This is a genomic window from Flavobacterium sp. CF108 (genome assembly GCF_900129795.1).
Classification (GTDB): Bacteria; Bacteroidota; Bacteroidia; order Flavobacteriales; family Flavobacteriaceae; genus Flavobacterium.
Map to the genome: position 1 here is coordinate 271,979 of NZ_FQWW01000008.1, position 25,128 is coordinate 297,106.

Here is a 25,128-nt window from a genome sequence, read left to right on the forward strand (position 1 = left end):
TCGTTTGTGAAATTAATTTTCACAAACGAATTAGTGTTAATTGGTGTAATTCGTGTTTGTATTAAATTGGTCTTTTATAAACCGTAACATCATCTACCCACATCATTACAGTTGAAAATAAGTTTAGTTTATTAGGATCAATAAAACTTGAGTCTTTTGAACCTACATTCACATTAAAAATAATCGAATGCGTTCCGAAATTATTAAAATTAAGATTCGATACGCTGCTATTCGTATAGGCTGCAACCGTTACATTATCAACCTTAATAGTTACGGTAACTACGTTATTTTGCATTTTCCAAAAAGATTCGTATAAATGCCATCCGTTATTGCTGTCTACATTAAAATTCGACGGATAATTTCTTTCGGCTGAATTTCCTAATAAGTTGTTTCCAACAGAAGTTCCATAAAAAATATTCGAAGTAAAACGACTTGCATTAGGCGCAAACGAATACCCTTCCATAATATCGATCTCCCCTTTTGTTGGCCACCCATTTCCCTGTACAGACCAAAAAGCCGGCCACGCACCATAAGTATCTTTAAAAGACTTATAATTCGCCCCATCCATGGCTATTAATTTAATATTAGCCGAAAGCATATACTCCGTGTTATTTTCTGGTTTGTATTGGTAATTAGAAGTAATAAAACCAGATTGGTATTTGTACGTGCTTAATTTTGTAGTTTTGATTTCTAAGCATTGTTTTCCGTCTCTCCATTGTGTGGTTGGAACTGAACTCGCATAGTCACAATACCAGGAATTGTAATCTGCTCGTTGTTCTTTTGTCCATTGTGAGAGATTGGAGCCTACATTAAATGTATCTTCAAATTGTTTTACCCAAGGCGCTCCGGCTACTTTTTTAGTACTTCCATTTGTACTCGCTTCGACAGAGTCTTTTTCTGTTACAGAATTTTCAGCGCACGAAGAAAATCCCAAAACGCATGTTAGCAATAATGTAATGCTGTTTAACTTTTTCATAATTTGTGGTTTAGACGTTAGTAAATTAATTATTGCTGCTTTTTGATTTCTTTTAGTTCAAAAACAACAGCAAAATTATTACTCATAAAAGTAAGTTTATACGAAAAAACTGAATAGAATATTTGAAGCAGTTAATAGCATAGATGTTGTATTTTTAATGCGACTTTAATAAATAATGGAGTTTTATCGACTAAAGCAACATTTAAAATACAATTAAAACAGCGTAACACCAAAACTCCAGCCAACCCATCCGCTTATGCCTTTGCCATTATCTTTTATGACATTATAACGTTTGGTTCGATCCTGAACAAAAGTTGAAGTAGTATTATCCGGCGCATTTTTATCTCTCTTTTCAGAAGTATAAATATTGAAAGATGGTCCGGCAGATATGGCTAAACCTTTAAAAATACGAAAGGTAAAAGGAGAATCGAATTTAGATAAAGAGTTGTAGCGATCCCAATTTCCTAAATAAAGATATTGCGAACTAATTTCAGGATTATATGTAAAACGTTTTCCTAAAAGTATATTTGTTCCAAAACCTATTCCAAAAGAAGTTAGTTTTTCTTCGTCGCTTCGTTCGCTTCTTCCTGCCATCAAAATGGTATAGAGTTTATTATCTCCCGTTTTTACAGCAACATTTATATCGGATATTTCATTACTGGTAATACTTATTTTTTTGTAACCATTCTTTTTAAAATTCAATAATCCCATACTATAACCTGATGGCGAATCGGTAATATTGATTAATCCAAACTGGAATCCATCTAATTCTTTGGCATAATTTAAAACCCCGGCTATTTGGGCACCGCGTACAATTCCGCTTCCTGAATTATAAATACCCGAAATCTGCAATCCGTTTTGAGTACCTTTTACCGTATTATAAATAGCAGACATTTGCATTCCTTTAGAATCTTTTTGTACGCTGTTGTAAATACCCGTAAGCTGCAAACCATTTAGCGAGTTTTTTATACTGTTATGAATTCCGCTCATTTGCAGTCCATTCAAATCTCCAAATACATTGTTATAAATTCCGGCCAATTGAACTCCATTTACAGAACCTCCCACGGTGTTGAATATACCAGCCATTTGCAGCGCATTAACATTCATACGGGTAATATTGTAAAGACCAGCCATTTCTAAACCACGAACTCCACCCGTATATCCTCCTAATAAGTTTAAAGAAAAACTACTGTTTAATTGTGAATTCATCATACCGCGGGTGCTTAAACTCGGAATTATCGATGCTTGTACCGGAACTTCAGAAATAAATCCTCCCAAATTGAGTGATTGTATTTTTTGTTTGGAAGAAATAAAGAAACGGCCAATTCCTGTTCGTTCAACGGCAGAGAAATCGCCATCAACATAATCAGAGTTTGATTTTCTTGAACCCATTTGGATTTTAACTTCAGAAAGAAAAATGGTGGTAATCGTTTTATAGTTTTCTTTTACAACCGTCAGCTCAATGGTTTCGGGTACATTTTTAAGCTTCAGTTCAAAAAAGCCTTCCTTATCTGTTAAGGTAGATTGTAAAGCATTCTTTTCGTAAACACTCGCGTTTTCAATTCGCTTGCTGGTTTTTACATCCATTATGTAACCGCTTACCACCTGATGATCGCCTACAACATTATTTTTTTCTAACACAAGTGCGAGTTCTAAAGGTGCATAACGCAGAATAATAAATCCTTTTGATTCTTTATACTCGTATTTATTACCTAGTAGCTGATCTAAAACATCTTTTATTGTAGATTCCTTAGAATGAATGGTAACGGCACTATCTTTTACAACTAGTTTACTGTAATAAGCAAACCTGAAATTTCCTTTTTGCTCCATTACGTCTAAAATATGACCTAATGGTTTTTTATCTGCATCTATAGACATTTCGGTATCTAAGATAGATTGGGCATGAGCGCTGAAAAAAGCACTTGAAATAAGTAAGAATAAAACTTGTACAAAAGTAAATTTTGAAGGAATGGGCATATAAAAAAGGAATTATTCTAATAAAATTTGATTGTTTTTACGTTCAATTTCGATCCTGAAGGTTTCTTGAATTACTTCTAAAACCTGATCTAAGGATTGATCTTTAAATACAGTTGTTAATGGTTTTTCTTTTAAAGAAGGATTTTTAATGATGATATTGACATTGTATATTTCGTTAAGTGCCTCAACTAATTCCTGCAATGATGTTTCATCACAAACTAATTCCTTATTGCGATAATAATTATATAATCTGCCTTTGCTTCTACTTTTTAATAATTCCGGTTTATGATCGGCAATGACTACTTTTTCACCATGTCTTAATTCTACCTGATCTTTATTTTTACTCACTTTTACAATTCCAGTTTCAACGTCTACCGTTGTTTTTCCGTTTTTGTTTTTCACATTAAAAGAAGTTCCTACGACTTGTACCGTAACATCATTAATTGTAATGATAAACGGTTTTGTTTTATCTGGAGAAACATTAAAAAAAGCTTCGCCTTTTAAAGTAACCGGACGGGTTTTGCCCTTAAATTTGCTGGTATAAGACAAAGATGAATTTTTATTTAAAGTGACCGTTGTACCATCTGGCAATGTATCGTTTAAAGTAGAGTTTGAAGCATATATCTGAATTAATGTGTTTGATTTATTTTCGAAATAAGAATAACCAAGCCATCCTAAAGTACTAATTAAGAGAATAGAAGCCGCAATACGCAGCCAATAGACGGAAGATTTTTTAGGCGTTAATACCTGAACATCTTTATCCTGAATGCGATTTTGCAGCCGTTTCCAGGCCGCATCTTCATCTATGGTTTTATTTTCGGCGGCAATTAAAAGGCTGTCTTCCCAAATTTTCTTAAAACCATTGTAGTAGTTCAGGTTTTTTTCATCGGCTTTAAGCCAAAATTCTACTGCTGCATTTTCGTCTGCATCAGTTTCGCCAACTAGGTATTTCACTAGTAAATCATCGTTCATATTCATATTGTTTTGGCTCATGATCTTCGAATTAAATGTAATAAGGATAATAGAAAAGGAAGATATTCAACCAGTTTTGATCGTAATACTTTTAGGGCTTTGCCCATTTGGTTTTCGACTGTTTTTATCGAGATATTCAATTGATCGGCTATTTGCTGATATTTGAGCTGTTCGAAACGACTCATTTGAAAAATGGTTCGGCATTGCGGCGGCAATTCGCTGATTGCTTTTTGAATGTCGTTTTCGAGTTCTGCTGCCATCATTTGGTTTGATGCATCTTGATTTGAGGATTCCATATTACCTGAATACTGCAGTTGAAATGAGTTTTTTATTTTAAGGTGTTTGAGATGATTGAGACTTTCATTATGAACTGATCTGTAGAGGTACGCTTTTAATGAATCATCCATTTGCAGCTGCTCTTTCTTTTCCCAAATCCTAAAAAATACATTTTGTACAATCTCTTCGGCAATACTATCATCTTTCATAAAAGTATAGGCAAAAGCATGAAGGTTTCTAAAATACGTTTTAAAAACCTTTTCAAAAGCTGCTTCGTTTCCGTTCCTTATCGAACTGATAGGGTCTATATTACTATACTCCACTAATACGTTTTGACATTCAATCAAAGATAGATACTTTTTATATTTAATATTATTTTTTTGATTAATTGTAAGAAGGACTTGGCTGATCGTATATAATATTATGATTGGCCAATAGCTGAATAAAAGTATCAATCGTGGTATCGAGATCGAGATCTGTATTCAGGCTAAATTCATAACAATGAACAATACAGCTGTGATCTGAGAGATACGTAAACGATAATCCTTTATCCATTCCTTCGGTAATCACAATTTCGTTCCCAATGGTTTTTACACAATTATCTTTTCGGCTAAAGTATTCGAATAGCTGCTGTTGAAATGTTTGTTGTTTTTCTTGATTGGTTGGCATGATATAGGCAGTTTAAGAGGTTGAGTTGTTTCTTTTTTTAATTTGTTTTTGGCAATAATATCAGGACTGGCAAAAATGTAATACATCTTTTTCCGGAAGCCTTTTGCCTTTTTCACATCACTAATAATATCCTGAAATTCATGTATATTGAGATATAAAGGATTGAGTTTGCTTTTGAGTAAACTGGTAATTCCATAGCGCGGTTTTTCTTCTTCATATTGAAAAGAACCAAATAAATGATCCCAAATCATAAAAGTCGCACCAAAGTTTTTATCGAGGTATTTTTCCTGACTTCCGTGATGTACGCGATGATTAGAAGGAGTTCCGAAATATTTTTCTATAAAAGGATGCAGTTTTCCAATAGCTTCCGTATGTACCCAAAACTGATATAATACACTCAGCTGATTGGCAATGAAAAATACGGCTGGATGAAAACCGGCAAAAATTAGCGGAATAAAAAACACAATTTTTATATACTGAAACCAGCTCTGCCTAAAACTTACGGTAAGATTATATTGTTCTGCAGAATGATGTACGACATGAGTTGCCCAGAAAAATCGGCAGTAATGAGAAATTCGGTGTGTCCAATACGAACTAAAATCATACAATATAAAACACGGAATTAAGCTCCACCAGTTAAATTCCATTCGATAAGGAAGAATATTGTAAATCTCGACTACGGCATAAAGTAATCCCGTTTTCATTATTAAGTTTACGGTTAAATTCCCAAAACCTATTAATATAGATCCCAAGGTTTCTTTTTTATCATATTCTTTTCGTTCTAAAAAATAAAAAACAACAAATTCGAGTACGGTAAAAAACAATACAACGGGCAGCGCATAAACTATTAAATTGGGAGCGCTTTTTTCTACTTCATAAATTCTTTCGATTGCAATAGGTTTTGCGCCAAAAATGGTCAGCTTAATAAACAGGTAATTGATGATTTTGATCATGATGATTTTTTTGATTGATTTATGCTTTTTGAATGTTGATTGTAAATAGAGAATGATGCAATTCGACTTTTTGACATATACCATTCTGGAAATGATAATCATTATAATTTCCGTCAGGCAATTCAATACGATACGAGTGATTGTCTGTTTTTTTGATCGTTAAAAATTGCTGAAAACTATCTGAATAAACCTTGTCTTCACTTACAGGTTCTTTACTGTAAAGCAGCATAAGGTTGTAATTGATATATTGTTGTTTAATTTCTCCTTTTCTATTTTCATCCGAAGTTTTATAATTTGAATCTATGAGCTGCGTGGTTTTATTGGCTTTTTCTTTTCCGTTAACATGACGCTTTACGTAGGAGGAAATTAATTTTCCGTTTTTAAAATGTGAACCTTCTTCTGTTTTTACATTGATACCAAAAATCAATCGGGTTTTTACTTCCGAAGAAATTTTCAAAAAGACTTCACCATTATTATTGTTTTGGTAAAACTGCATTTGCCCAATGATGACCCCATTTCGAAGTACATTATAGTTTACTGTCTTTTCCTGCGCATAAGATATAGCTGTAGAAAGAAAAAAGAACACGACAGATTTTATCTGAAGATTTATGGTTTGAAAACTGAAAATCTCATGCAGGGAAACGCATTTTTTAAATAACCAAAATAGTAATGCGGCAGTGATAATTAAAAGTATCATAAGGCAATTGAGATTAAAAGTTAATAATTGTACTCTTGCTACAGCAGTAATACAACCTAATAACTCTTTACCCCTATTTCAAAATGAAAATTTTTTTTAACTCAGAAAAAATAATGCAGGAAACAACTCAAAAACCGCAGCTATAGTTTTTGTCATAAATATTTATCTATTAGCAGTATAATAAATGTACCTATTTTGCAGGATGGTGATTTTACTGCTGTAAATACATTTAATAGTTTAAAAAAAGTATGATAACCATTACAAGTTAGGTCAAAATATAATTATTTACGTATTCAATATTTTTTTAATACTTTTTCTTACAATAATAAATTTTTAAAGCTAAAAAAATATCAAAAATGATTTTACAAGACTTTTGAACACCCTAATTCGTATTTTATTACCCCTTATAAGACTCATTATTATTCATTTTTGCACAGTTAATCACTAGTTCATTTATCCACAACCATAGTGATTTTCATACTAACTAATTATTAACCAAAAATGAAAACCAAAAATGACAAATCTTATTAGGATTAAAAAAAGTCCTGATTGCGAATCTGTATTTAATTTGAAAAAGAAAATGATGATGCTCTGTGTATTTTTTTCTTTATCTCAGGTTCATAGCTACGCAATTAGTTCAAAGAGTACAACAAACCCAAAAAATGTACTGGAACAAAAAAACATCAAAGGACAAGTTAATGATGAAAATGGTATGCCGCTGCCGGGAGTTACTATTTTAGAAAAAGGAAGCAAAAATTCCACTTTAACGGATTTTGATGGAAAATTTACTTTAAAAACAGATAATGATAATGCTGTCCTGATAATATCTTATTTGGGCTATACAACCAAAGAGATTACTTTAAAAGGAGAAACTTCCATTACTGTAAAACTTCAAAAAGCAACAACATCACTAGATGAAGTTGTGGTTGTAGGATATGGTAAAATGAAGAAAAAGGATTTAACGGGGGCAATTGTTCAGATAACACCTGATAAGCTGGCGAACCAAAATCCGCAGACTGTTCAGGATATATTAAGAGGTACTCCAGGTTTAAGAGTAGGTTATGATCCTTCTGCAAAAGGAGGTGGAAATATCCAAATTCGTGGGCAGACTTCTGTGTATACCGGTAATGATCAAAAAACAGGAGGCCCTCATAATTCCCCGCTTATTATTTTAGACGGAATGCAGTTTTATGGTGAACTTTCAGAAATCAACCCTGATGATATTGCCCAGCTTGATATTTTAAAAGATGCATCGGCAGCATCTGTATATGGATCGAGAGCGGCTGCAGGAGTTATTCTTATTTCAACTAAAAAAGGTAAATCGGGTAAACCTATGATTAGTTTTACTACAAACACAACCATTAGTAATAAGAGTGCTTATCGTGGTGTGTATTCTCCAGAGGGCTATTTAAAATATCGTGAAGATTGGGAAACTGCCCAAACTTATGGTATCAACACAGCAACCGGGCAATATGAAGCATGGATATCAGGAACAGTTGCTAATGGCAAACCGGGGTATTTCTCAAATCCTAATGATTTAGGCAAATGGGGGATTACAGAAGCGCAATGGTTAGCTTATCAACCAGCTGCTCAAACAAATGGAAAAAGCTCTAAAGAAGTATGGGGAACACGTTTGGGATTGAATTTTGATCCTTCACTAATGGCTAATTTCCTGGACGACAAAACACACGATTGGAGCGACAGCTCTTTTAGAACAGGAATTAATCGTGACAATAATTTGAGTATTTCTGGTGCAGGTGAAAGGGTTAATTATTACATGTCATTTGGTTATTTAACCTCAGAAGGAGCTATTGTGGGCAATGATTATAAATCAGCTCGTTCTAATATGAAAGTTGATGCTAAAATTACAGATTGGCTTGACTTTGGGGCAAACATTAATTTTCAGGATCGATCAGATGGAGATATTACCCCTTCTTTAGGTACAAATGCCGGGGATAATAACATGATGAGAACCAGCCCGTTTGGAACTTTTAGAGATGCAAATGGTAATTATGAGAGACAGCCAATGGGTAAAAATGTCTCTGGACAGAATTATAACTATTATTACGAACGTCAATTTATTGACAAGGAGACAGGATATACAACGTTGAATTCTATTTTTAATACAAAAGTAACTTTGCCTTTGGGCATTACCTATTCATTTAACATTGCTCCTCGTTATCAATTTTTTCATGATCGTTATTTCAGGTCAACACAAAATCCAAACTGGCCTGCAGCTACTACAGGAGCAAATAGAAATAGTGCTATAAGATTTGATTATAACCTGAATAATACCATAACGTGGGATTATACATTTGCTGAAAAACATCACATCGTTGCAACTTTTGTTCAGGAAGCCGAAGAACGCCGTTATTGGTCAGATGGAATGGATGCTTATAATATTCAGCCTTCAGATGCTTTAGGGTTTCACCTTGTAAATACGGCAACAATGGCTAATAGTGCCATTCGATCAAACGATACGCATGAAACGGCAGATGGATTGATGGCAAGACTTTTCTATTCATTTGATAATCGTTATATGCTTACAGCAACTATTCGTCGTGATGGATATTCAGCATTTGGAGCTTCAAATCCTTACGCCGTTTTCCCTTCTTTTGGGGTTGCGTGGAACTTTAAAAACGAAAACTGGTTTCCATTAGATGCTATGAGTACCGGTAAATTGCGTTTGTCTTGGGGTAAAAACGGAAACAGGTCGCTTGCAGATCCATATGTTTCTTTGGCAAACTTAGTAAATACCGGAACTATGGGGTATTTAGATCCTTCAGGAAAAGCACTTGAAATCAAATATTTAGCACTTGATCGTTTGGCAAATCCAAATTTGGAATGGGAAAAAACAACCTCAACTAATATTGGTCTTGACTTAGGTTTCTTAAATGATCGTATTACTGCTACTTTAGACCTTTACAGAGCATCTACTCATGATATGATTATGAGTCAGTCCCTTCCTGGTTTTACTGGTTTTTCATCAATTGCAACCAACCTTGGAGAGGTTCAAAATCAAGGTCTGGAATTGAGTATCAACAGTCTTAATATGAAAAGCACAAACTTTGAATGGCGCACTTCATTTGGAATCTCTTATAACGAAAATAAAATTGTGTCATTATATGGCAATATGGTAGATATTAAAGATGAAAATGGTAATGTTATTGGAAGACAAGAAGGAAATGATTCTGCTAATGGATGGTTTATAGGCAGACCAATCACTCAAATTTGGGATTACAGAGTAACTGGAATCTGGCAAAAAGATGAGTGGAAAGAAGCTCGAAGATATGGACAGCGTCCAGGAGACCCAAAAGTTGCAAACAGCTATACAGCAGATGATGTAGATGCAGTAGATCCAGATGGTGTTCCTTATAAAAAAGCAGTTTATAATGAAAAAGACAAACAGTTTTTAGGGAATTCAAACTCTCCTGTACAATGGTCGATGCGCAATGATTTTAAGATTTATAAAAATTGGGATTTAGCTATCAGTATGTATTCAAATGTGGGAGGTAAATCACTTAGTTCAATTTATATGAACACTTTCAACGATGCCAGTTTGTATAAATTCAACTTCAATCCATATGTAAATCCGTATTGGACACTTGATAACCCAACAAATGACTGGGCACGTCTTGATGCTAAAGGGCCTGCAGGAACTCCGGTTGCGCCGGGAAGATTGTATGACCGTAGTTTTATTCGTCTGGACAACATTTCGTTAGCCTATACACTTCCTAGAGATCTTTTAGATCGCGCGCATATTAAAAGTATAAAAATTTATGCTTCAGTTCAAAACGTAGCAACATGGTCTGCTTCTAAAGAATGGAAATATTTTGGAGATCCGGAAACAGGAGGATTGGCTACGCGACAGTTTAATTTAGGTTTTAATTTCCAACTTTAATAATTATTCAACAATGAAAAGATATATAAAAAATAAAGTTACAAGACTAGTGCCTTTTATTCTATTGGCAGCTCTGTCTGGCTCTTGTTCAAAAGATTTTCTCGACTCAGATCCGCTTTCATTTTACGAACCTGGAAATACATTTACTACAGAAGCCGGGTTACAGGCAACTTTAGCGCTGTGCGATAAACAGCTGCGTAATAATTATATTCACTATGGTTTTTCTGGTGTAAGTGTGCCTATTGGTACAGAGTATCTTTTCTCTGACATGGCTCAATATGGAAAAACAGACACAGGAAGTAATATTGCTGATTATGCTAATACTATTGTTCCTACCGGAGATTTTCGAAGAGATCCAAGTGGAGAATCTATTTATCTTGGGTTTATGTGGACTGAAGCTTATACTGGTATTAAAAATGCAAATACTGTATTAACATACATTGGTAGTGTGACAAGTTTATCAGAAGAGGTTAAAAATAAATATATTGGGCAGGCTTATTTTCACCGCTCATACCGCTATCTAAATCTGGTTTATCAATTTGGAGACATACCGTTGATTACTAAAATCTTGTCGGTTCCAAAGCAAAGTTATTATTCTACTAAAAAGGAAGCCATCATTGAAATGATTACAGCAGATATGGAGAAAGCTGTACAATATGTTCCTGAACAGTCAAAAATAGGATATGTTGGTATGGTTAGCAAAGGAGCATGCCGTCAGTTACTAATTAAATGTTATTTAGCATCTGGAAGATTTGCTGAAGCCGAAGCACAAGCTAATATTTTAATTGGTCAATCAGGTTATTCTTTGGTACAAAACAATTTAGGCATTTTTGATCCGGGAGGAAATCCTACGGCATGGCCTATTACCAGAAATGTAATATGGGATTTGCACAGACCTGAAAACAAGGTAATTTCTGCTAATACCGAAGCTATCTTAGTTGCACCAAACGGAGGAGCGCAGTCATTTTTAGCATTTGCTTCGATGAGAATTTTTGGACCTAACTGGAATGATGCCAATTTAATTACTCCAGACGGTAAAACAGCAGCTCCACGTTTTCCATTGACTGATAAAACGAATTATAATGCAAAATATGATTATCAAAGAGCAATAGGTCGTGGTATTGGTACTATCAGTGGTTCTTATTACTCACAACATCCTATGTGGGTTGTAAACAATATCGAAGATAAACAGGATCTTAGACATAACAGCACAGTTGGAAACTGGGTAAATATGGAAGACCTTAAATACGCTCCCGGGCCAGGGGGAAGTGCAACATGGGCTGGACAAAATTTTAGAATGAGAGAAGCTGGCAAATTGTTAGCACAAGATTCTATTCGTGACTGGTTTGATTTTCCGCATTATAAAATCTATTATCATGATGTTGTAGCCGAAGCTAACCCAGCAGCAAATGATTTTCAGGGAGCTACTGCCGGATCGAGTGCGCATATGTACATATACCGTTTAGCAGAAACTTATTTATTACGTGCAGAAGCTCGTTTTTATCAAGGCAATGTTTCCGGAGCAGCTCAGGATGTTAATGCTGTAAGAGCAAGAGCAAAAGCTTCACAAATGTATGCCACAGTAACTATTGGTGATATTTGTGCAGAAAGAGGAAGAGAACTTTATATGGAAGAATGGAGAAATGTTGAATTAAAACGTATTTCGCACTGTTTAGCAATGAGCGGAAAACCAGATGAGTGGGGTCATACTTACAGTTTAACAAATTGGGATAAACAATCTGGAACAGATGCATCTGGAGGTAGTTATTGGTATCAGCGTATTGTACATTACACCCTTTACAACAAATATCCGGCTGGTATTTCTCTTAAACCGGGTGTAAAGTTTTATACTATGGACAAACGTAATAATTACTGGCCAATTCCATTTAGACTTGCTATAGAACCTAATCTCAAAGGTGAGTTAAGTCAGAACTTTGGTTATGATGGTTACAATGCAGGCGTTAAAATCTGGGATAAATGGCAGGATGCTGTCGAAGATGAAAGCAAAATTTAAATCTCTTTATTACCTTAAATTGAGGATTTAGAAAATGATAGATAATAAATAAGCTTTATTCAAAAGAAAGCTAAAGTAAAAAGTGAGTTAATATATTTAACTCGCTTTTTTATTTTAGGAGATCTTGTTTCTCTATTTCAATTAATATCAAACTTCTTCAAATCAAACAGATATACAGCCTTTTTAAAACACACAATACCAAATTCTTCATTATTTAAACTTTATCTGTTTTTTTTACTCTTTTTTTATTGATACCATTTTTTTAACCTGAAAAAAATGCACAAAATACACACGCGAGATTTTTTTGTACCCAAATACGTACTTTATTACTCCCCTTTCGAATTGTTTTTAATCAACTTTACATTGTCAAATTACGAATTGCGTAACCACCGCAAATGTGATTTGTATGTAAAGCAATGTCTAGACAAATTGCATGACCTATACGTAAATAAAAACATTTTTTACTTACGTATACATTGATGCCGATTTCAAAAACTGTAAAAGTTTTTGTTTCAGCAGCCAATGCTATTTAACTATCAATTTTACTAACCATTAAATTAATTATTACTAACCTTTAATTATTTAAAAAATGAAAAAATTCCTAAAATTAACAAGTTTCCTATTTATTACTGTATTAGTGTTTAACTCCTGCGACAAGGAACAAGATGTAATTGAGCCGCAAAGCGTTAGCAAAGAATCGCAGCAAAGCACTAACAAAGAAGCATCTGCAAACACTGCAGCGGCAGATCCTCTTGCTGCAGCATTAGCAGGCAGTGCCGGAGCCAGAACGATCACATTGCAGACCAATACACTATCGTGTCCTGGTGGTTTGTGTACATCGTATGGTGTTTGGTCAACGGGAGTTTATACCGTTTGGTTCCAGATGAGATTTAATTCTGGATTTTATTGGAGCCGAGGCGGAAAATGCGGATATGGTATCCTAATTGGTGATCAAAATACTGGCGGTGATCCGGGATGGGATGGTAATGGCGGTAGTGCCAGATTTATGTGGTACTGCCCAAATGGATCAAACTCTGCTAAAGGAAGCGGAGCTTATCTTCAGCCTTACGTTTACTATAGAGATCAGCCTGGACAATTTGGTAATGATTTTGGAAAAAAATACTATATCCAAGAAAATGTGACATATAACTGTCAAATATCTGTTAAGTTAAATACTGGATCAAGTACAAACGGATACGTAAAATACTATGTAAATGGTACTGAGATATTGAATCAAACCATTCGCTGGGTGACTAACGATGCTAAACGTAATGTTAATGCAGTAAGTCTTCACACTTTCCGTGGCGGCAGTCAGGAATATTGGAAAGCTCCTGTAACAAGTTCTATTTATTATCCTAGTGCATCTTGGGATGCGCTATAATCTTATACGGTTTAAAACCATTTGGCCGGAATAAATAAAAATCACAACTTCGATGCTGTTTATTATATACTAATAACACATCGAAGTTGTTGGTTTTTCTAACTACCTTTGTTTACCACTTTCGTAAACAATTAAGCCAAAAATATGCTTTCTATATCAAATTTGGTTGTAGAAGAAGAGATTAAAAATTCATTCTCTATACGCTTTCTTGAAGACAAGAAATACGAGCAAAAATCAACGTACAGACTTGTTTATAACCGAATCTTACTAATTGAGTCAGGAACTGGAGAAATAATTATTGACGACCAGATTTTTCAAATATCATCTTCACAATTATTTTTAGCCGCAAAAGGACAGTTTATAAGTTTTAATGCCCAAACAAAATTTACCGCATACGAACTTAGTTTTGGCGATTGCTTTTGGGAAAGAACACCTTCTAGCGCCAACAATTGTAAAGCTGTTTTGTTTAATAATGCTTCTGCCAATCAAACAATTCCGTTAAACCATCAGGATAATATTGAGTTTATTTCTATTTTTAAGTCTTTGTGGTATGAATATCAAAAGGAGGAATACATCAATCAACTAGATGCTTTGGCTGCATATTTAAAAATTATAATGATTAAGATTGCAAACGTTTCCGAATTTTCATCGCAAGAATTTTTGCGACTGTATTTTGCATTCTCCCTGGAAAGAATAATCAATCAGTTTATAGTAAAAATGAGAATTTAGTAACTCATTCTCAAAATTGTATAAAATAGATAGCAGTAAAAAAAATTAATTTTAAGTTATTCTAATTGAAAAAGTTAGATAAATCTTAAGCTATAAATTTAAACCTATCTATTATGATTTTTGACGATTACTATTATATTCCCGAAGAATCTACAAGCGATACAACTTCTAACGAAGAACAGCTGCTTTTAAATTATGATGATTATCTGCAAGGAAATCTCTCCAGCACCTTAACATCTCATAAACATTTCAATCTTGAACAGGATGATCTTGAAGATGAATTCCTTGATGATGATATGGAATCTGAATACGACGAAAATGATTGGGAAGAATTGGATGATGATACACCTGAAACTTTTCTAATGCAAAGCTGAACGTGGATGCACAAATATTGGTAAAGGAGCCGATGAAAATGTTCATTGACTCCTTTATCTTATAAATGAATTTTAATTGTAATTATTTAGCATTTTCAGTATATTTTGACTTTATCAAAGTTAGAAAGATTAATCATCATTGATAAAAAAATTCCAAATCCCAATCGTAAAATTGGAATTTGGAATTTTATATTATTGGAATTTTAGTATTTAGTCCAAAATAAAACTTACACTAACGTTTGCTGTAATTTCGATTTCACCAATTGCTAATGTTTCGTTTGAAGCTCCTGCATTATCAGCTTCCATTGACTTCATAGCTGCATACATTGGCTGTGGATGATAAATTTGTGAGTTATCTGAAATAACATAAGCTTTACCTACTTTTTGACCTAAAACTGAAACGTAATCTTCTGCTTTTGCTTTAGCATCTTTCATAGCTAACTTTCTAGCTTCAGACTGTAATGATGTTAATTTAGAAGATTCAAAAGAAACTCTGTCAATACGGTTAATTCCCTGTTGAACCAAACCTTCCATCAATTCATCATATTTAGTTAAATCTTTTAAAACGATTTCTACAGTTTGAGTTGCATTGTAACTTGTTTTCTTTTTCTCGTAATCATATTGCGGATTAAGTGCAACTTGTTTTGTTTTGAAATCTGCAGCAGGAAGATTCATTTTTTTAATAAATTTTAAAACCGCATCCATTTTTTCGTCATTTTGCTTTTTGACATCTTTAGCATTATTCCCTTTTGTTTCAACCGTAGCCGAAATACAAACCTGATCAGGTGCTACTTTTACTTTTCCTTCCCCATTTACATTGATTTGAGGAATTTGTTTGGTTTCTTGGCCGTAAGACATAGTCATAAACATGATTGTTAAAAATAATACTAATTTTCTCATTTCTGTTATATTTTAAGTTATTGATAAAGGTCTTTCAAAAGTTATGCCAGCATTACAATTTCCCCAGTTTAGCCATTCCAAAAAGAATCAAAATTGGGATTAATAATAAAATAACCATGAAGGTTTCCTCATAAACTAATGAAGGCTCTTTTATCAAAGTAATTAAGTATCCGCCAATTGCACCTCCAAAATGTGCCGTATGTCCAATATTATCATTTTTGGCCTTCATTCCATAAATAGAATACAATAAATAAAGAATCCCGAAAAGATAAGCGGGAATCGGAATTATACCAAAAATTCCAAGCGTCATATCAGGGTGAAGCAAAATTGCAGAATACAAAACTCCGGTTACTGCTCCAGACGCCCCAACAGCACGATAACTGTAATCGTTTTTATGAAATAACATTGTCAATAAACTTCCAAAGATCAAACTTCCAAAATATACTAAAGCAAAAGCAAAATTTCCCAGCCCGTTAGTAACTACCGGTGCAAAAAACCAAAGCGTCAGCATGTTAAACGCTAAATGCATAAAATCAGCGTGCAAAAAACCAGACGAAAGCATCCTGATTTGTTCTCCGGCACGAATGCTTCCAACATGAAATTCGTATTTTCTAAAAAAATAAAGATCGTTAAAACCTTTATAACTAATCAGTACATTGGCCACTATAATTCCAATTAAAATAGCATTCATAAATAATATTTAATGTGAATGGTAAAGATAAACAATATCAAACATAAGTTGATGAGATTCCAAAATATCGAGCTTATTCATTTTTACATTATATTTGTAGAAAAAAATTTTAGATGCAATTTATTGTTTATATAATAGCCTTCCCTTTACTTTGGCTAATCTCTATACTCCCATTTCGCTTATTTTATTTATTTTCAGATTTCGTATACTTTTTAGTTTATAGAATTATTAGGTATCGTAAAAGTGTAGTACGCGAAAATCTGGCACTTACTTTTCCTCATTTAAGTAAAGCTGAAAGAAAAGGTATTGAAAAAAAATTCTATCACCATATGTGTGATATGTTTTTAGAGATGGTAAAAACATTGAGCATTACACCCCAAGAAATGGAAAAACGATTCCATGTAACCAACATTGAATTAGTTCAGGATTATGCAAGACGAGGTAAAAGTGTAATTCTTGTTGCCTCACATTATGCAAGTTATGAATGGCTTTTAACAATAAATCCTAAAATTGGCTTTCAGGGAATTGCAGTTTATAAAAAAATTGCCAATCCTTATTTTGATAAATTGATTCGAAAAATCCGTTCTAAATACGATACTGAATTAGTTGAAACCAGAAAAGCGATTCCAACAATGGCTCAAAACCAGCGTGACGGAAAACTAAGCATGTACGGACTGGCAAGTGATCAATCGCCTAAACTGGACAGAATTTTTCATTCAATGAAATTTATGGGTATTGAAGTTCCTGTACATACAGGAGCCGAAATGCTGGCAAAAAAATATGATTTAAGCGTAATAATGGTAAAAGTAAAAAAGGTTTCAAGAGGTTATTATGAAGCTACTTTTTTATCCATTGCCGATAATCCGCATGATTATAAAAACTTTGATATTACAGAGAAATACCTGAAAGAAGTAGAAAAGCAAATTCTTGAAGCTCCTGAATTTTATCTATGGACGCATAAAAGATGGAAACATCGCGTGGACAAATAATATACAAAAGAAAATCCAAAAAGTAAGTATTGCTTTTTGGATTTTCTTTTTTAGTGCAACCTGCAAATCTTCACCATAAGGTTTTTAAAGACTTTAAAATATATCTTGATGGGTTTTTGTAATATTTTTTTTTGACTTAAAAACTATACAAACCACATAAATTTGAAGTTAACTAAATCGAATAAAAAAACCTTACCAAAATTTTAATCATGATTAAAAAGTTACTTTTTACATTTTCGTTAATAACCGTTTCGATTACAGCATTTGCCCAGAGTCCAAAACGCGGAATTGCTTATGGAAATAATTCAACGGCAGATTTATTAGCACTTAAACCGGGGATTTCCTGGTGGTACAATTGGGGATCACTTCCTGAAAATGACGTTAATGCGAATTATGCAACTCTTGGAGTTGAATATGTTCCAATGATTTGGGGAAAATTAAGCGATGCCGAAGTCCAAAATTTTATAAACCGTATTAAACCGGGTGCTAAATATTTATTAGCTTTTAACGAACCTAACTTTAATGATGGTGCTCGTTTAACTCCTCAGGAAGCAGTTAATGCATGGGTAAACGTAGAAAAAGTTGCTGCTGCAAAAAACTTAGAAATCGTAAGCGCATCTCCAGCCTTTAATGGTCCTGATAATTATGGTGGTTATAGCAGTCCTACCGCATGGCATGATCAATTTTTTCTTTTGTGTCCCGATTGTAAAGTCGACTATATTGCCTTTCATACTTATGATAGTTCTTCTGGCGCTGTTATTGGTGTAACAGGGCTTTTAAAAAAGTACAACCGTCCAGTTTGGGTAACTGAATTTGCAAACCGGGTTATTCAGTCTGAAGCAGATAAAATTGCTTTTATGAAACAAATCCTGAACAGCTTTGAAAACGATCCGGATATCTACAGATATTCTTGGTTTACAGGCCGTGTTCCTGCAGAATGGACAGATATGCTCGAAGGGCAATTATTAAGTCCAGCAAGTGGTGTTTTAAAACCAATAGGAACAGAATACATCAATGTTAGTTATACAACAAAAAAATTAAATGTTCCGGGAAGAATTACAGCTAATCAACATTACAGAAGAAAAGGAACCGGACTTCAAAACACTACAGATTCTGGAACCGGACAAAACGTATGCTTTATAGACAGCGGCGACTGGAACGAATTTATGCTTAATGTTGCCAATGCAGGAACTTATAACTTAACGTTTAGAGTTGCATCGCCAACTGTTCCGGGAAAATTTGATATTCTGGTTAATGATGTTGTAGTAAAAACAGATGAAACTTTTCCTGTAACTGGCGGATATCAAACGTATGCAGACAAAGTTGTAAACGGAGTTACATTGCCAAAAGGAGAAGTTTATTTGAAAATTAAATTCAAATCAAGTGATATGAATTTTAATTATATTGATGTGGCTTCAGGAAACTTGAGCGTAAATGATCCAAAAGCAGATAATGATTCTTTTACAATTTATCCAAACCCAATTAAAGTCGAATCTACGCTTCATATAAAATCATTTACAACAGAACCTATATCTCTAAAAATAGTAGACATGAAAGGAAGTGTATGTTTCTCTTCTAACGATTACTCTACAAACGAAGATATTAAAATTGGTGATAAATTAGCCACCGGAGTTTATATCGTAAATGTTTCGTATGGTTCGATTACCAAATCAATGAAAATTATAAAGAACTAAAGTTTTAACTATACAAAAAGCGCCTTCCATAAATTTGAAAGGCGCTTTTTTATTTGTCATTGCAAAAATTATATTCCTGCAATCTCTTTTATTTCATCAATAATACGAAGTGCTAAAGTATCCGCTTCTTTTTGTGAAGGTGCTTCTGTATAAATTCTAATAATTGGTTCAGTATTAGATTTTCTTAAATGAACCCATTCATTAGCAAAATCAATTTTTACACCGTCAATTGTCGAAATATCTTCATTTTTATATTTCTCTGTCATAGCCGTTAAAATCGCATCAACATCAATTTGAGGAGTTAATTCGATTTTGTTTTTGCTCATATAATATTCCGGATAAGAAGCTCTCAATGCCGAAACTGCTATTTTTTTATTTGCTAAATGCGTTAAAAACAAAGCAACTCCCACCAAACTATCACGTCCGTAATGCAATTCAGGATAAATAATTCCGCCGTTACCTTCACCTCCAATAACTGCATTATTCTTTTTCATTAATTCCACAACATTCACCTCTCCTACTGCACTCGCTTCGTATTTTCCATTATGTCCGTTTGTTACATCACGCAATGCACGGGACGAAGACATATTCGAAACCGTATTTCCTGGAGTTTTACTCAAAACATAATCAGCGCAGGCAACTAATGTATATTCTTCACCAAACATTTCACCATCTTCACTAATAAAAGCTAAACGATCAACATCTGGATCAACCACAATTCCTAAATCTGCTTTTTCTTTTACAACTAATTCAGAAATATCCGTTAAATGCTCTTTTAAAGGTTCTGGATTATGTGGAAAATGTCCGTTTGGTTCACAGTATAATTTTACAACTTCAACGCCCATTTGTTCTAATAAGTTCGGGATAATGATTCCGCCCGAAGAATTCACACCGTCAACAACAACTTTAAACTTAGCATCTTTTACAGCCTGAACATCAACTAAAGGTAAATTCAATACTTCATCAATATGAATATCCATATACGCATCATTCAAGATAATTTCTCCAAGATTATCAACATCAGAAAAATCAAAAGCTTCAGCTTCGGCAATTTCAAGAATTTTAGCACCGTCATCACCGCTTAAAAATTCTCCTTTTTCATTTAATAATTTTAAAGCATTCCATTGTTTTGGATTATGAGATGCCGTTAAAATAATTCCTCCATCTGCTTTTTCAAGAGGAACCGCAACTTCAACCGTAGGCGTTGTCGAAAGCCCAAGATCAATTACATTAATTCCTAAACCTATTAAAGTATTCACAACAAGATTATGGATCATTGGCCCAGAAATTCTAGCATCACGGCCTATTACAACTGTTAGTTTTTCTTTTGAAGTATTGTTTTTAAGAAAAGTTCCGTATGCCGATGCAAATTTTACAGCGTCAACAGGAGTCAGGTTATCTCCCACTTTTCCACCGATTGTTCCTCGTATTCCTGAAATCGATTTTATTAAAGTCATCTTTGTGAGTTATGGTTATTTTATTACAAATATAAAAAAGTTACTAAGCTTCTGAGGCGCTAAGTTGCTAAGTTTTTTTTCTACTGTAAATATTCAGGTAGAATCTCTGATTATTTTATCACAATTGTCAAGGTTCTTAGACGTTAAGATGCTAATGTTTTTTTAATACTCTAAATATTTAAGTAAAACACTGATTATTTTATAACAAAATGATTTAAAAAAGTTTTTATACATTTACTAAAATAACTTAGTGACTGAGTAACTCAGAACCTTAGCAACTTTAGAAAAAATGAATTTCTTAGCCCATATATATCTTTCCGGTGAAAATGATTTAATTAAAATTGGCAATTTTATGGCCGATGGCATTCGCGGAAAACAGTTTGAACATTTCCCTCAGGATATTCAAAAAGGAATTCTTTTACACCGCTTTATAGACACTTATACAGACTCTCATGATGTTTTTAGACAAAGCACAAGACGTCTTCACGAAAAATACCATCATTATTCGGGAGTGATTATAGATATTGTTTACGATCATTTTTTAGCCAAAAACTGGGTGAATTATTCTGATGAAAAATTAGAAGATTTCATTAATCGTTTTTACAATTCACTACACGAAAATTATGCGATTTTAACCGAAAAAACCCAAGGCTTAATGCCTTATATGATAGAAAGAAACTGGCTTTTAAGTTACAGGACTGTTGAAGGAATCCATCAAATTTTAACCCAGATGGACAGAAGATCGAGAAATGTTTCAAAAATGCAGTTTGCCAGTGAAGAATTAAAAGAATTTTATACAGAATTTGAACAGGAATTCACTCTATTTTTTGAGGATGTTCAACAACAAGCCAAACAAAAATTACTTTCCTTATAAACCTAACCATTTTATAAAATACGTTCTTGTTATGAAAAAAATTTCACTTCTATTTTATTTTATATCCCTTTATAGTTTTGCACAGCATACTGCAGCACCAACTGGTTTAACAGCTTCAAAAGCAATGGTCGTTTCGGCCCGTGCCGAAGCATCAAAAATTGGTGTAGAAATAATGAAAAAAGGCGGTAACGCATTTGATGCCATGGCCGCAACCGAATTGGCTCTTGCAGTCGCCTACCCATATGCCGGAAATCTTGGCGGCGGCGGATTTATGGTTTACCGAAAAGCAAACGGCGAAGTTGGAAGTTTAGATTACCGCGAAAAAGCACCGCTTGCCGCAACAAAAAATATGTTTCTGGACAAAGATGGAAATGTAATTCCCGGAAAAAGTACCGAAACCCCTTTAGCAATTGGCGTTCCCGGAACTATCGCCGGAGTTTTTGCCGTTCATAAAAAATTTGGTTCTCTGCCAATGTCAGAAATCCTGAAACCAGTTATCGCACTTGCAGAAAAAGGTGTTGTTGTAACGCTGAAACAACAAAAGCAGCTTGAAAATTATCATGATGCCATTGTAAAAGCAAATGGCCCAACAACCTTAATGGCCGGAAAATTTAAAGAAGGTGATACAATTAAATATCCTGCACTTGCCAGCACGCTTAAACGAATTTTAAAAGGTGGGAAAGATGAATTCTACAAAGGTAAAACTGCTCAGGTTTTAGTTGATTATTTGAAGAAAAAAGGCGGTATTATTACGCTTAAAGATTTAGCATCTTACGAAGCAAAATGGAGAAATCCATTGCAGTTTGATTACAAAGATTTAAAAATTACTTCGATGGCTCCTCCTAGCAGCGGCGGAATTTGTCTGGCACAGATTCTGAAAATGATTTCTCCATTTTATTTATCCAAAATGGGACATAATTCAGAACAGTCTATTCAGGTAATTGTGGAAGCAGAAAGAAGAGCTTACGCCGATAGAAGTCAGTTTTTAGGAGATCCTGATTTTGTAAAAATTCCAATTAATGGTCTTTTATCAGATTCGTATTTAAAAGAAAGAATGTCAAATTTCGATTCTGAAAAAGCTTCATTATCATCAGAAATAAAAGAAGGAAAAATTACGTATAACGAAAGTACCGAAACAACGCATTATTCAATTGTAGATCAATTTGGAAATGCAGTTTCTGCAACTACAACAATAAATGATGGTTTTGGATCTAAATATTATTGTGATGAATTAGGCTTTTTCTTAAACAACGAAATGGATGATTTTAGTGCAAAACCGGGATCACCAAATATGTTTGGATTGGTTGGAAACGAAGCCAACAGCATCGCTCCTCAAAAAAGAATGCTAAGCTCCATGACGCCGACAATTGTAGAGAAAAATGGAAAACTTTTTATGGTTGTAGGTTCTCCTGGCGGATCTACAATTATAACATCAGTATTACAGACTATCCTGAATGTTTACGAATATAATTTAAGCATGCAGGCAGCTGTAAATGCACCTCGTTTTCATCATCAATGGCTTCCGGATCTTATTACATTTGAGCCAAATACTTTCAATTATAATACTATCGAAAGTTTAAAAGCTAAAGGATATTTAATCAACGAAAAAACTACACCTGTAATTGGTAAAGTGGACGCCATTTTGGTTCTGCCAGACAATACTCTTGAGGGAGGTGCCGATTTTCGTGGTGATGACAAAGCTGCGGGATTTTAAAGTAAAAAGATTTTAGTAGAAAAATTTGACAAAATCGAATGTTTAAAGCTAAATTTGCATTCTCCCGTAACTTTTTAAAAATACAATGATAAAAAAACTTTTTCGAAGATTAGAAAGTATTATTGCTTTAGCTCAATCAATTTTGACACCAAAGCAATTCATTTTTTTATCCAGTGTTTTGGTCGGAATTTCCTGTGCGTTTGCGGTAATTGTTTTAAAAACATTTGCCCATAGCGTTTTTTCATTTGCAACTTACATCAGCGGAATTTTAAAATTAGGTTTCATTAATAGTATCCTGCCCATTATTGGTATTTTACTGACTGTTTTGGTCGTGAAAAAAGTTTTAAACGGAACCATTCAAAAAGGGACTTCGCAAATTTTATACGCTGTTGCTAAAAAAGCAAGTATAATTCCGAAAAAACAAATGTACGCACAGATTGTTACAAGCTCTTTGACTGTGGGTTTAGGAGGATCTGCAGGTTTAGAAAGTCCAATTGTGATTACGGGAGCTGCTTTTGGTTCCAACTATGCACAGAATTATAAATTAGCTTACAAAGACAGAACTTTACTTATTGGCTGCGGGGTTGCGGCGGGAATTGCGGCAGCTTTTAATGCGCCCATTGCCGGAGTTCTTTTTGCGATAGAAGTTCTCTTGGTCGATGTTAGTATTTCTGCCTTTACGCCCATTATGATTTCGGCAGCGACCGGAGCTTTGGTTTCGGCAATTGTATTAGACGAAAGCATACTTTTATCTTTCAAAAAACAAGAAACTTTTGATTATCATAATATTCCTTTTTATGTAGTTTTAGGTTTATTGACAGGTTTTATTGCTGTTTATTATTCTAGAAATTTTCAAAAAGTTGAGCACTATTTTTCAGAACTAAAAATGGGGCCTTATAAAAAAGCACTGATTGGTTCTTCGCTTTTGGCACTTCTTATTTTTATATTTCCAACGCTGTTTGGTGAAGGTTACGAAAGTATCAAAATCCTATCAGAAAGTGATCCCGGACAATTATTAGATAATACCTTATTTGCAAGCTGGAGAAACAACCAATGGGTTTTACTGCTTTTTGTGGGCTGTACCATGATGATAAAAGTATTTGCTTCGGGACTTACAATTGGAAGTGGTGGAAACGGAGGAAACTTTGCTCCTTCCCTGTTTTTAGGATCTTATCTGGGTTATTTCTTTTCTAAATTCATCATTTTAACTGGTTTAGCAAAATTACCTATCAGTAATTTTACAATGGTTGGAATGGCCGGAATTTTGAGCGGATTATTTCATGCGCCGCTTACCGCAATTTTCCTTATTGCAGAAATTACCGGAGGTTACGGCTTAATGATTCCGCTTATGATTGTTTCGTCAATTAGTTTTGCGATTTCTAAACGTTTTGAAAAATATTCGCTTGACGTAAAAAATCTGGCTAAAAAAGGGCATGCCTTTACCAGCAATAAAGACTCTAATATTTTATCAACTTTAGATATCGATACCATCATCCAAACCGATTATTTAACGGTTTCTCCAGAAGAACATTTGAGCAAATTAGTAGATCTTATTTCGCACTCCAATCAGGTAATTTTTGCCGTTGTAAATAACGAAAGAGAACTTGTTGGTGTTGTACATTTTAATGATATCAGAGAAATTATATTTAATGCGTACCGCGTAAAATATACTTTGATTAAAGATGTCATGAAAATTCCGCCTGCAACTATTTCTTCAAATGACAGCATGGAGATCGTAATGACTAAATTCGAAAGATCTAAAACTGCTTTTCTTCCCGTTTTACGAAATGAAAAATATTTCGGTATGATCTCAAAGTCTATTGCACTTGAAGCCTACAGAATGAAACTTCGTTCCATGACAATAGAATAAGCTTAATATCGGATAAGTTA

Annotated in this window: 20 protein-coding genes; 10 read left to right on the plus strand and 10 right to left on the minus strand. The window is 34.0% G+C overall.

What is annotated here, in order from left to right; genetic code table 11:
- Positions 1–61: 61 nt before the first annotated feature.
- The 7 genes from BUE10_RS20605 to BUE10_RS20630 all read right to left on the minus strand — a co-directional run bounded on the left by BUE10_RS20605 (position 62) and on the right by BUE10_RS20630 (position 6,520).
- The gene (locus BUE10_RS20605) at positions 62–976 is read right to left on the minus strand and encodes a glycoside hydrolase family 16 protein (RefSeq protein ID WP_073488554.1); all 915 of its coding nucleotides are present in this window, start codon (positions 974–976) and stop codon (positions 62–64) included.
- A gap of 213 nt (positions 977–1,189) precedes the next feature.
- Positions 1,190–2,953 (minus strand): STN and carboxypeptidase regulatory-like domain-containing protein, encoded by a 1,764-nt coding sequence (locus BUE10_RS20610; protein ID WP_073488556.1) that lies wholly within the window; start codon positions 2,951–2,953, stop codon positions 1,190–1,192.
- 12 nt (positions 2,954–2,965) lie between these two features.
- A complete protein-coding gene (locus BUE10_RS20615; RefSeq protein ID WP_083598225.1) occupies positions 2,966–3,946 on the minus strand; it encodes a FecR family protein in 981 nt (326 codons plus the stop codon).
- Positions 3,943–4,548 carry an RNA polymerase sigma-70 factor gene (locus BUE10_RS20620; RefSeq protein WP_234984780.1) on the minus strand — a complete coding sequence of 202 codons (606 nt, stop codon included), beginning with the start codon at positions 4,546–4,548 and terminating at the stop codon, positions 3,943–3,945. The genes BUE10_RS20615 and BUE10_RS20620 overlap by 4 nt, the downstream gene beginning before the upstream one ends.
- 37 nt (positions 4,549–4,585) lie before the next feature.
- Entirely contained in the window at positions 4,586–4,771 is a 186-nt protein-coding gene (locus BUE10_RS23940) for a hypothetical protein (RefSeq protein ID WP_143056000.1), read from the minus strand.
- A gap of 20 nt (positions 4,772–4,791) precedes the next feature.
- Entirely contained in the window at positions 4,792–5,823 is a 1,032-nt protein-coding gene (locus BUE10_RS20625; RefSeq protein WP_073488562.1) for a sterol desaturase family protein, read from the minus strand.
- A 19-nt stretch (positions 5,824–5,842) separates the two neighbouring features.
- Positions 5,843–6,520, minus strand: a complete 678-nt coding sequence (locus BUE10_RS20630) for a DUF6134 family protein (RefSeq protein WP_143055999.1) — start codon at positions 6,518–6,520, stop codon at positions 5,843–5,845.
- A 514-nt stretch (positions 6,521–7,034) separates the two neighbouring features.
- On the opposite strand from BUE10_RS20630, the gene BUE10_RS20635 reads away from it, so the two are divergent.
- The 5 genes from BUE10_RS20635 to BUE10_RS20655 all read left to right on the plus strand — a co-directional run bounded on the left by BUE10_RS20635 (position 7,035) and on the right by BUE10_RS20655 (position 14,919).
- Positions 7,035–10,421 carry a SusC/RagA family TonB-linked outer membrane protein gene (locus tag BUE10_RS20635; RefSeq protein ID WP_073488566.1) on the plus strand — a complete coding sequence of 1,129 codons (3,387 nt, stop codon included), beginning with the start codon at positions 7,035–7,037 and terminating at the stop codon, positions 10,419–10,421.
- Between the two features lie 13 nt (positions 10,422–10,434).
- A complete protein-coding gene (locus tag BUE10_RS20640; RefSeq protein ID WP_073488567.1) occupies positions 10,435–12,435 on the plus strand; it encodes a RagB/SusD family nutrient uptake outer membrane protein in 2,001 nt (666 codons plus the stop codon).
- A gap of 589 nt (positions 12,436–13,024) precedes the next feature.
- Positions 13,025–13,816: a polysaccharide lyase gene (locus BUE10_RS20645; RefSeq protein WP_073488569.1), complete on the plus strand. Its 792-nt coding sequence runs from the start codon at positions 13,025–13,027 to the stop codon at positions 13,814–13,816.
- A gap of 144 nt (positions 13,817–13,960) precedes the next feature.
- Positions 13,961–14,545: a hypothetical protein gene (locus BUE10_RS20650; protein WP_073488571.1), complete on the plus strand. Its 585-nt coding sequence runs from the start codon at positions 13,961–13,963 to the stop codon at positions 14,543–14,545.
- A 113-nt stretch (positions 14,546–14,658) separates the two neighbouring features.
- Positions 14,659–14,919, plus strand: coding sequence for a hypothetical protein (locus BUE10_RS20655; protein WP_073488573.1), 261 nt, complete (start codon positions 14,659–14,661; stop codon positions 14,917–14,919).
- A gap of 210 nt (positions 14,920–15,129) precedes the next feature.
- Here BUE10_RS20655 and BUE10_RS20660 read toward each other — a convergent pair whose 3' ends face one another.
- Both BUE10_RS20660 and BUE10_RS20665 read right to left on the minus strand, forming a co-directional pair.
- Entirely contained in the window at positions 15,130–15,819 is a 690-nt protein-coding gene (locus tag BUE10_RS20660; RefSeq protein WP_073488575.1) for an SIMPL domain-containing protein, read from the minus strand.
- Positions 15,820–15,871: 52 nt separating this feature from the next.
- Positions 15,872–16,510 (minus strand): rhomboid family intramembrane serine protease, encoded by a 639-nt coding sequence (locus tag BUE10_RS20665; RefSeq protein ID WP_073488576.1) that lies wholly within the window; start codon positions 16,508–16,510, stop codon positions 15,872–15,874.
- A gap of 113 nt (positions 16,511–16,623) precedes the next feature.
- Here BUE10_RS20665 and BUE10_RS20670 point away from each other — a divergent pair, with 113 nt between their 5' ends.
- Positions 16,624–17,499, plus strand: a complete 876-nt coding sequence (locus tag BUE10_RS20670) for a lysophospholipid acyltransferase family protein (RefSeq protein ID WP_073488578.1) — start codon at positions 16,624–16,626, stop codon at positions 17,497–17,499.
- A 209-nt stretch (positions 17,500–17,708) separates the two neighbouring features.
- Entirely contained in the window at positions 17,709–19,193 is a 1,485-nt protein-coding gene (locus tag BUE10_RS20675; protein ID WP_073488580.1) for a glycosyl hydrolase, read from the plus strand.
- A 68-nt stretch (positions 19,194–19,261) separates the two neighbouring features.
- Here BUE10_RS20675 and glmM read toward each other — a convergent pair whose 3' ends face one another.
- On the minus strand, positions 19,262–20,650 hold the full coding sequence (gene glmM, locus BUE10_RS20680; protein ID WP_073488582.1) for a phosphoglucosamine mutase: 1,389 nt from the start codon (positions 20,648–20,650) through the stop codon (positions 19,262–19,264).
- Positions 20,651–20,939: 289 nt separating this feature from the next.
- Here glmM and BUE10_RS20685 point away from each other — a divergent pair, with 289 nt between their 5' ends.
- The 3 genes from BUE10_RS20685 (at position 20,940) to BUE10_RS20695 (ending at position 25,108) form a co-directional block, all read left to right on the plus strand.
- On the plus strand, positions 20,940–21,524 hold the full coding sequence (locus tag BUE10_RS20685) for an acyl carrier protein phosphodiesterase (protein WP_073488584.1): 585 nt from the start codon (positions 20,940–20,942) through the stop codon (positions 21,522–21,524).
- Positions 21,525–21,555: 31 nt separating this feature from the next.
- Positions 21,556–23,238 (plus strand): gamma-glutamyltransferase, encoded by a 1,683-nt coding sequence (gene ggt / locus BUE10_RS20690; protein ID WP_073488654.1) that lies wholly within the window; start codon positions 21,556–21,558, stop codon positions 23,236–23,238.
- Between the two features lie 85 nt (positions 23,239–23,323).
- Positions 23,324–25,108, plus strand: a complete 1,785-nt coding sequence (locus tag BUE10_RS20695) for a chloride channel protein (RefSeq protein WP_073488586.1) — start codon at positions 23,324–23,326, stop codon at positions 25,106–25,108.
- Positions 25,109–25,128: the final 20 nt, after the last annotated feature.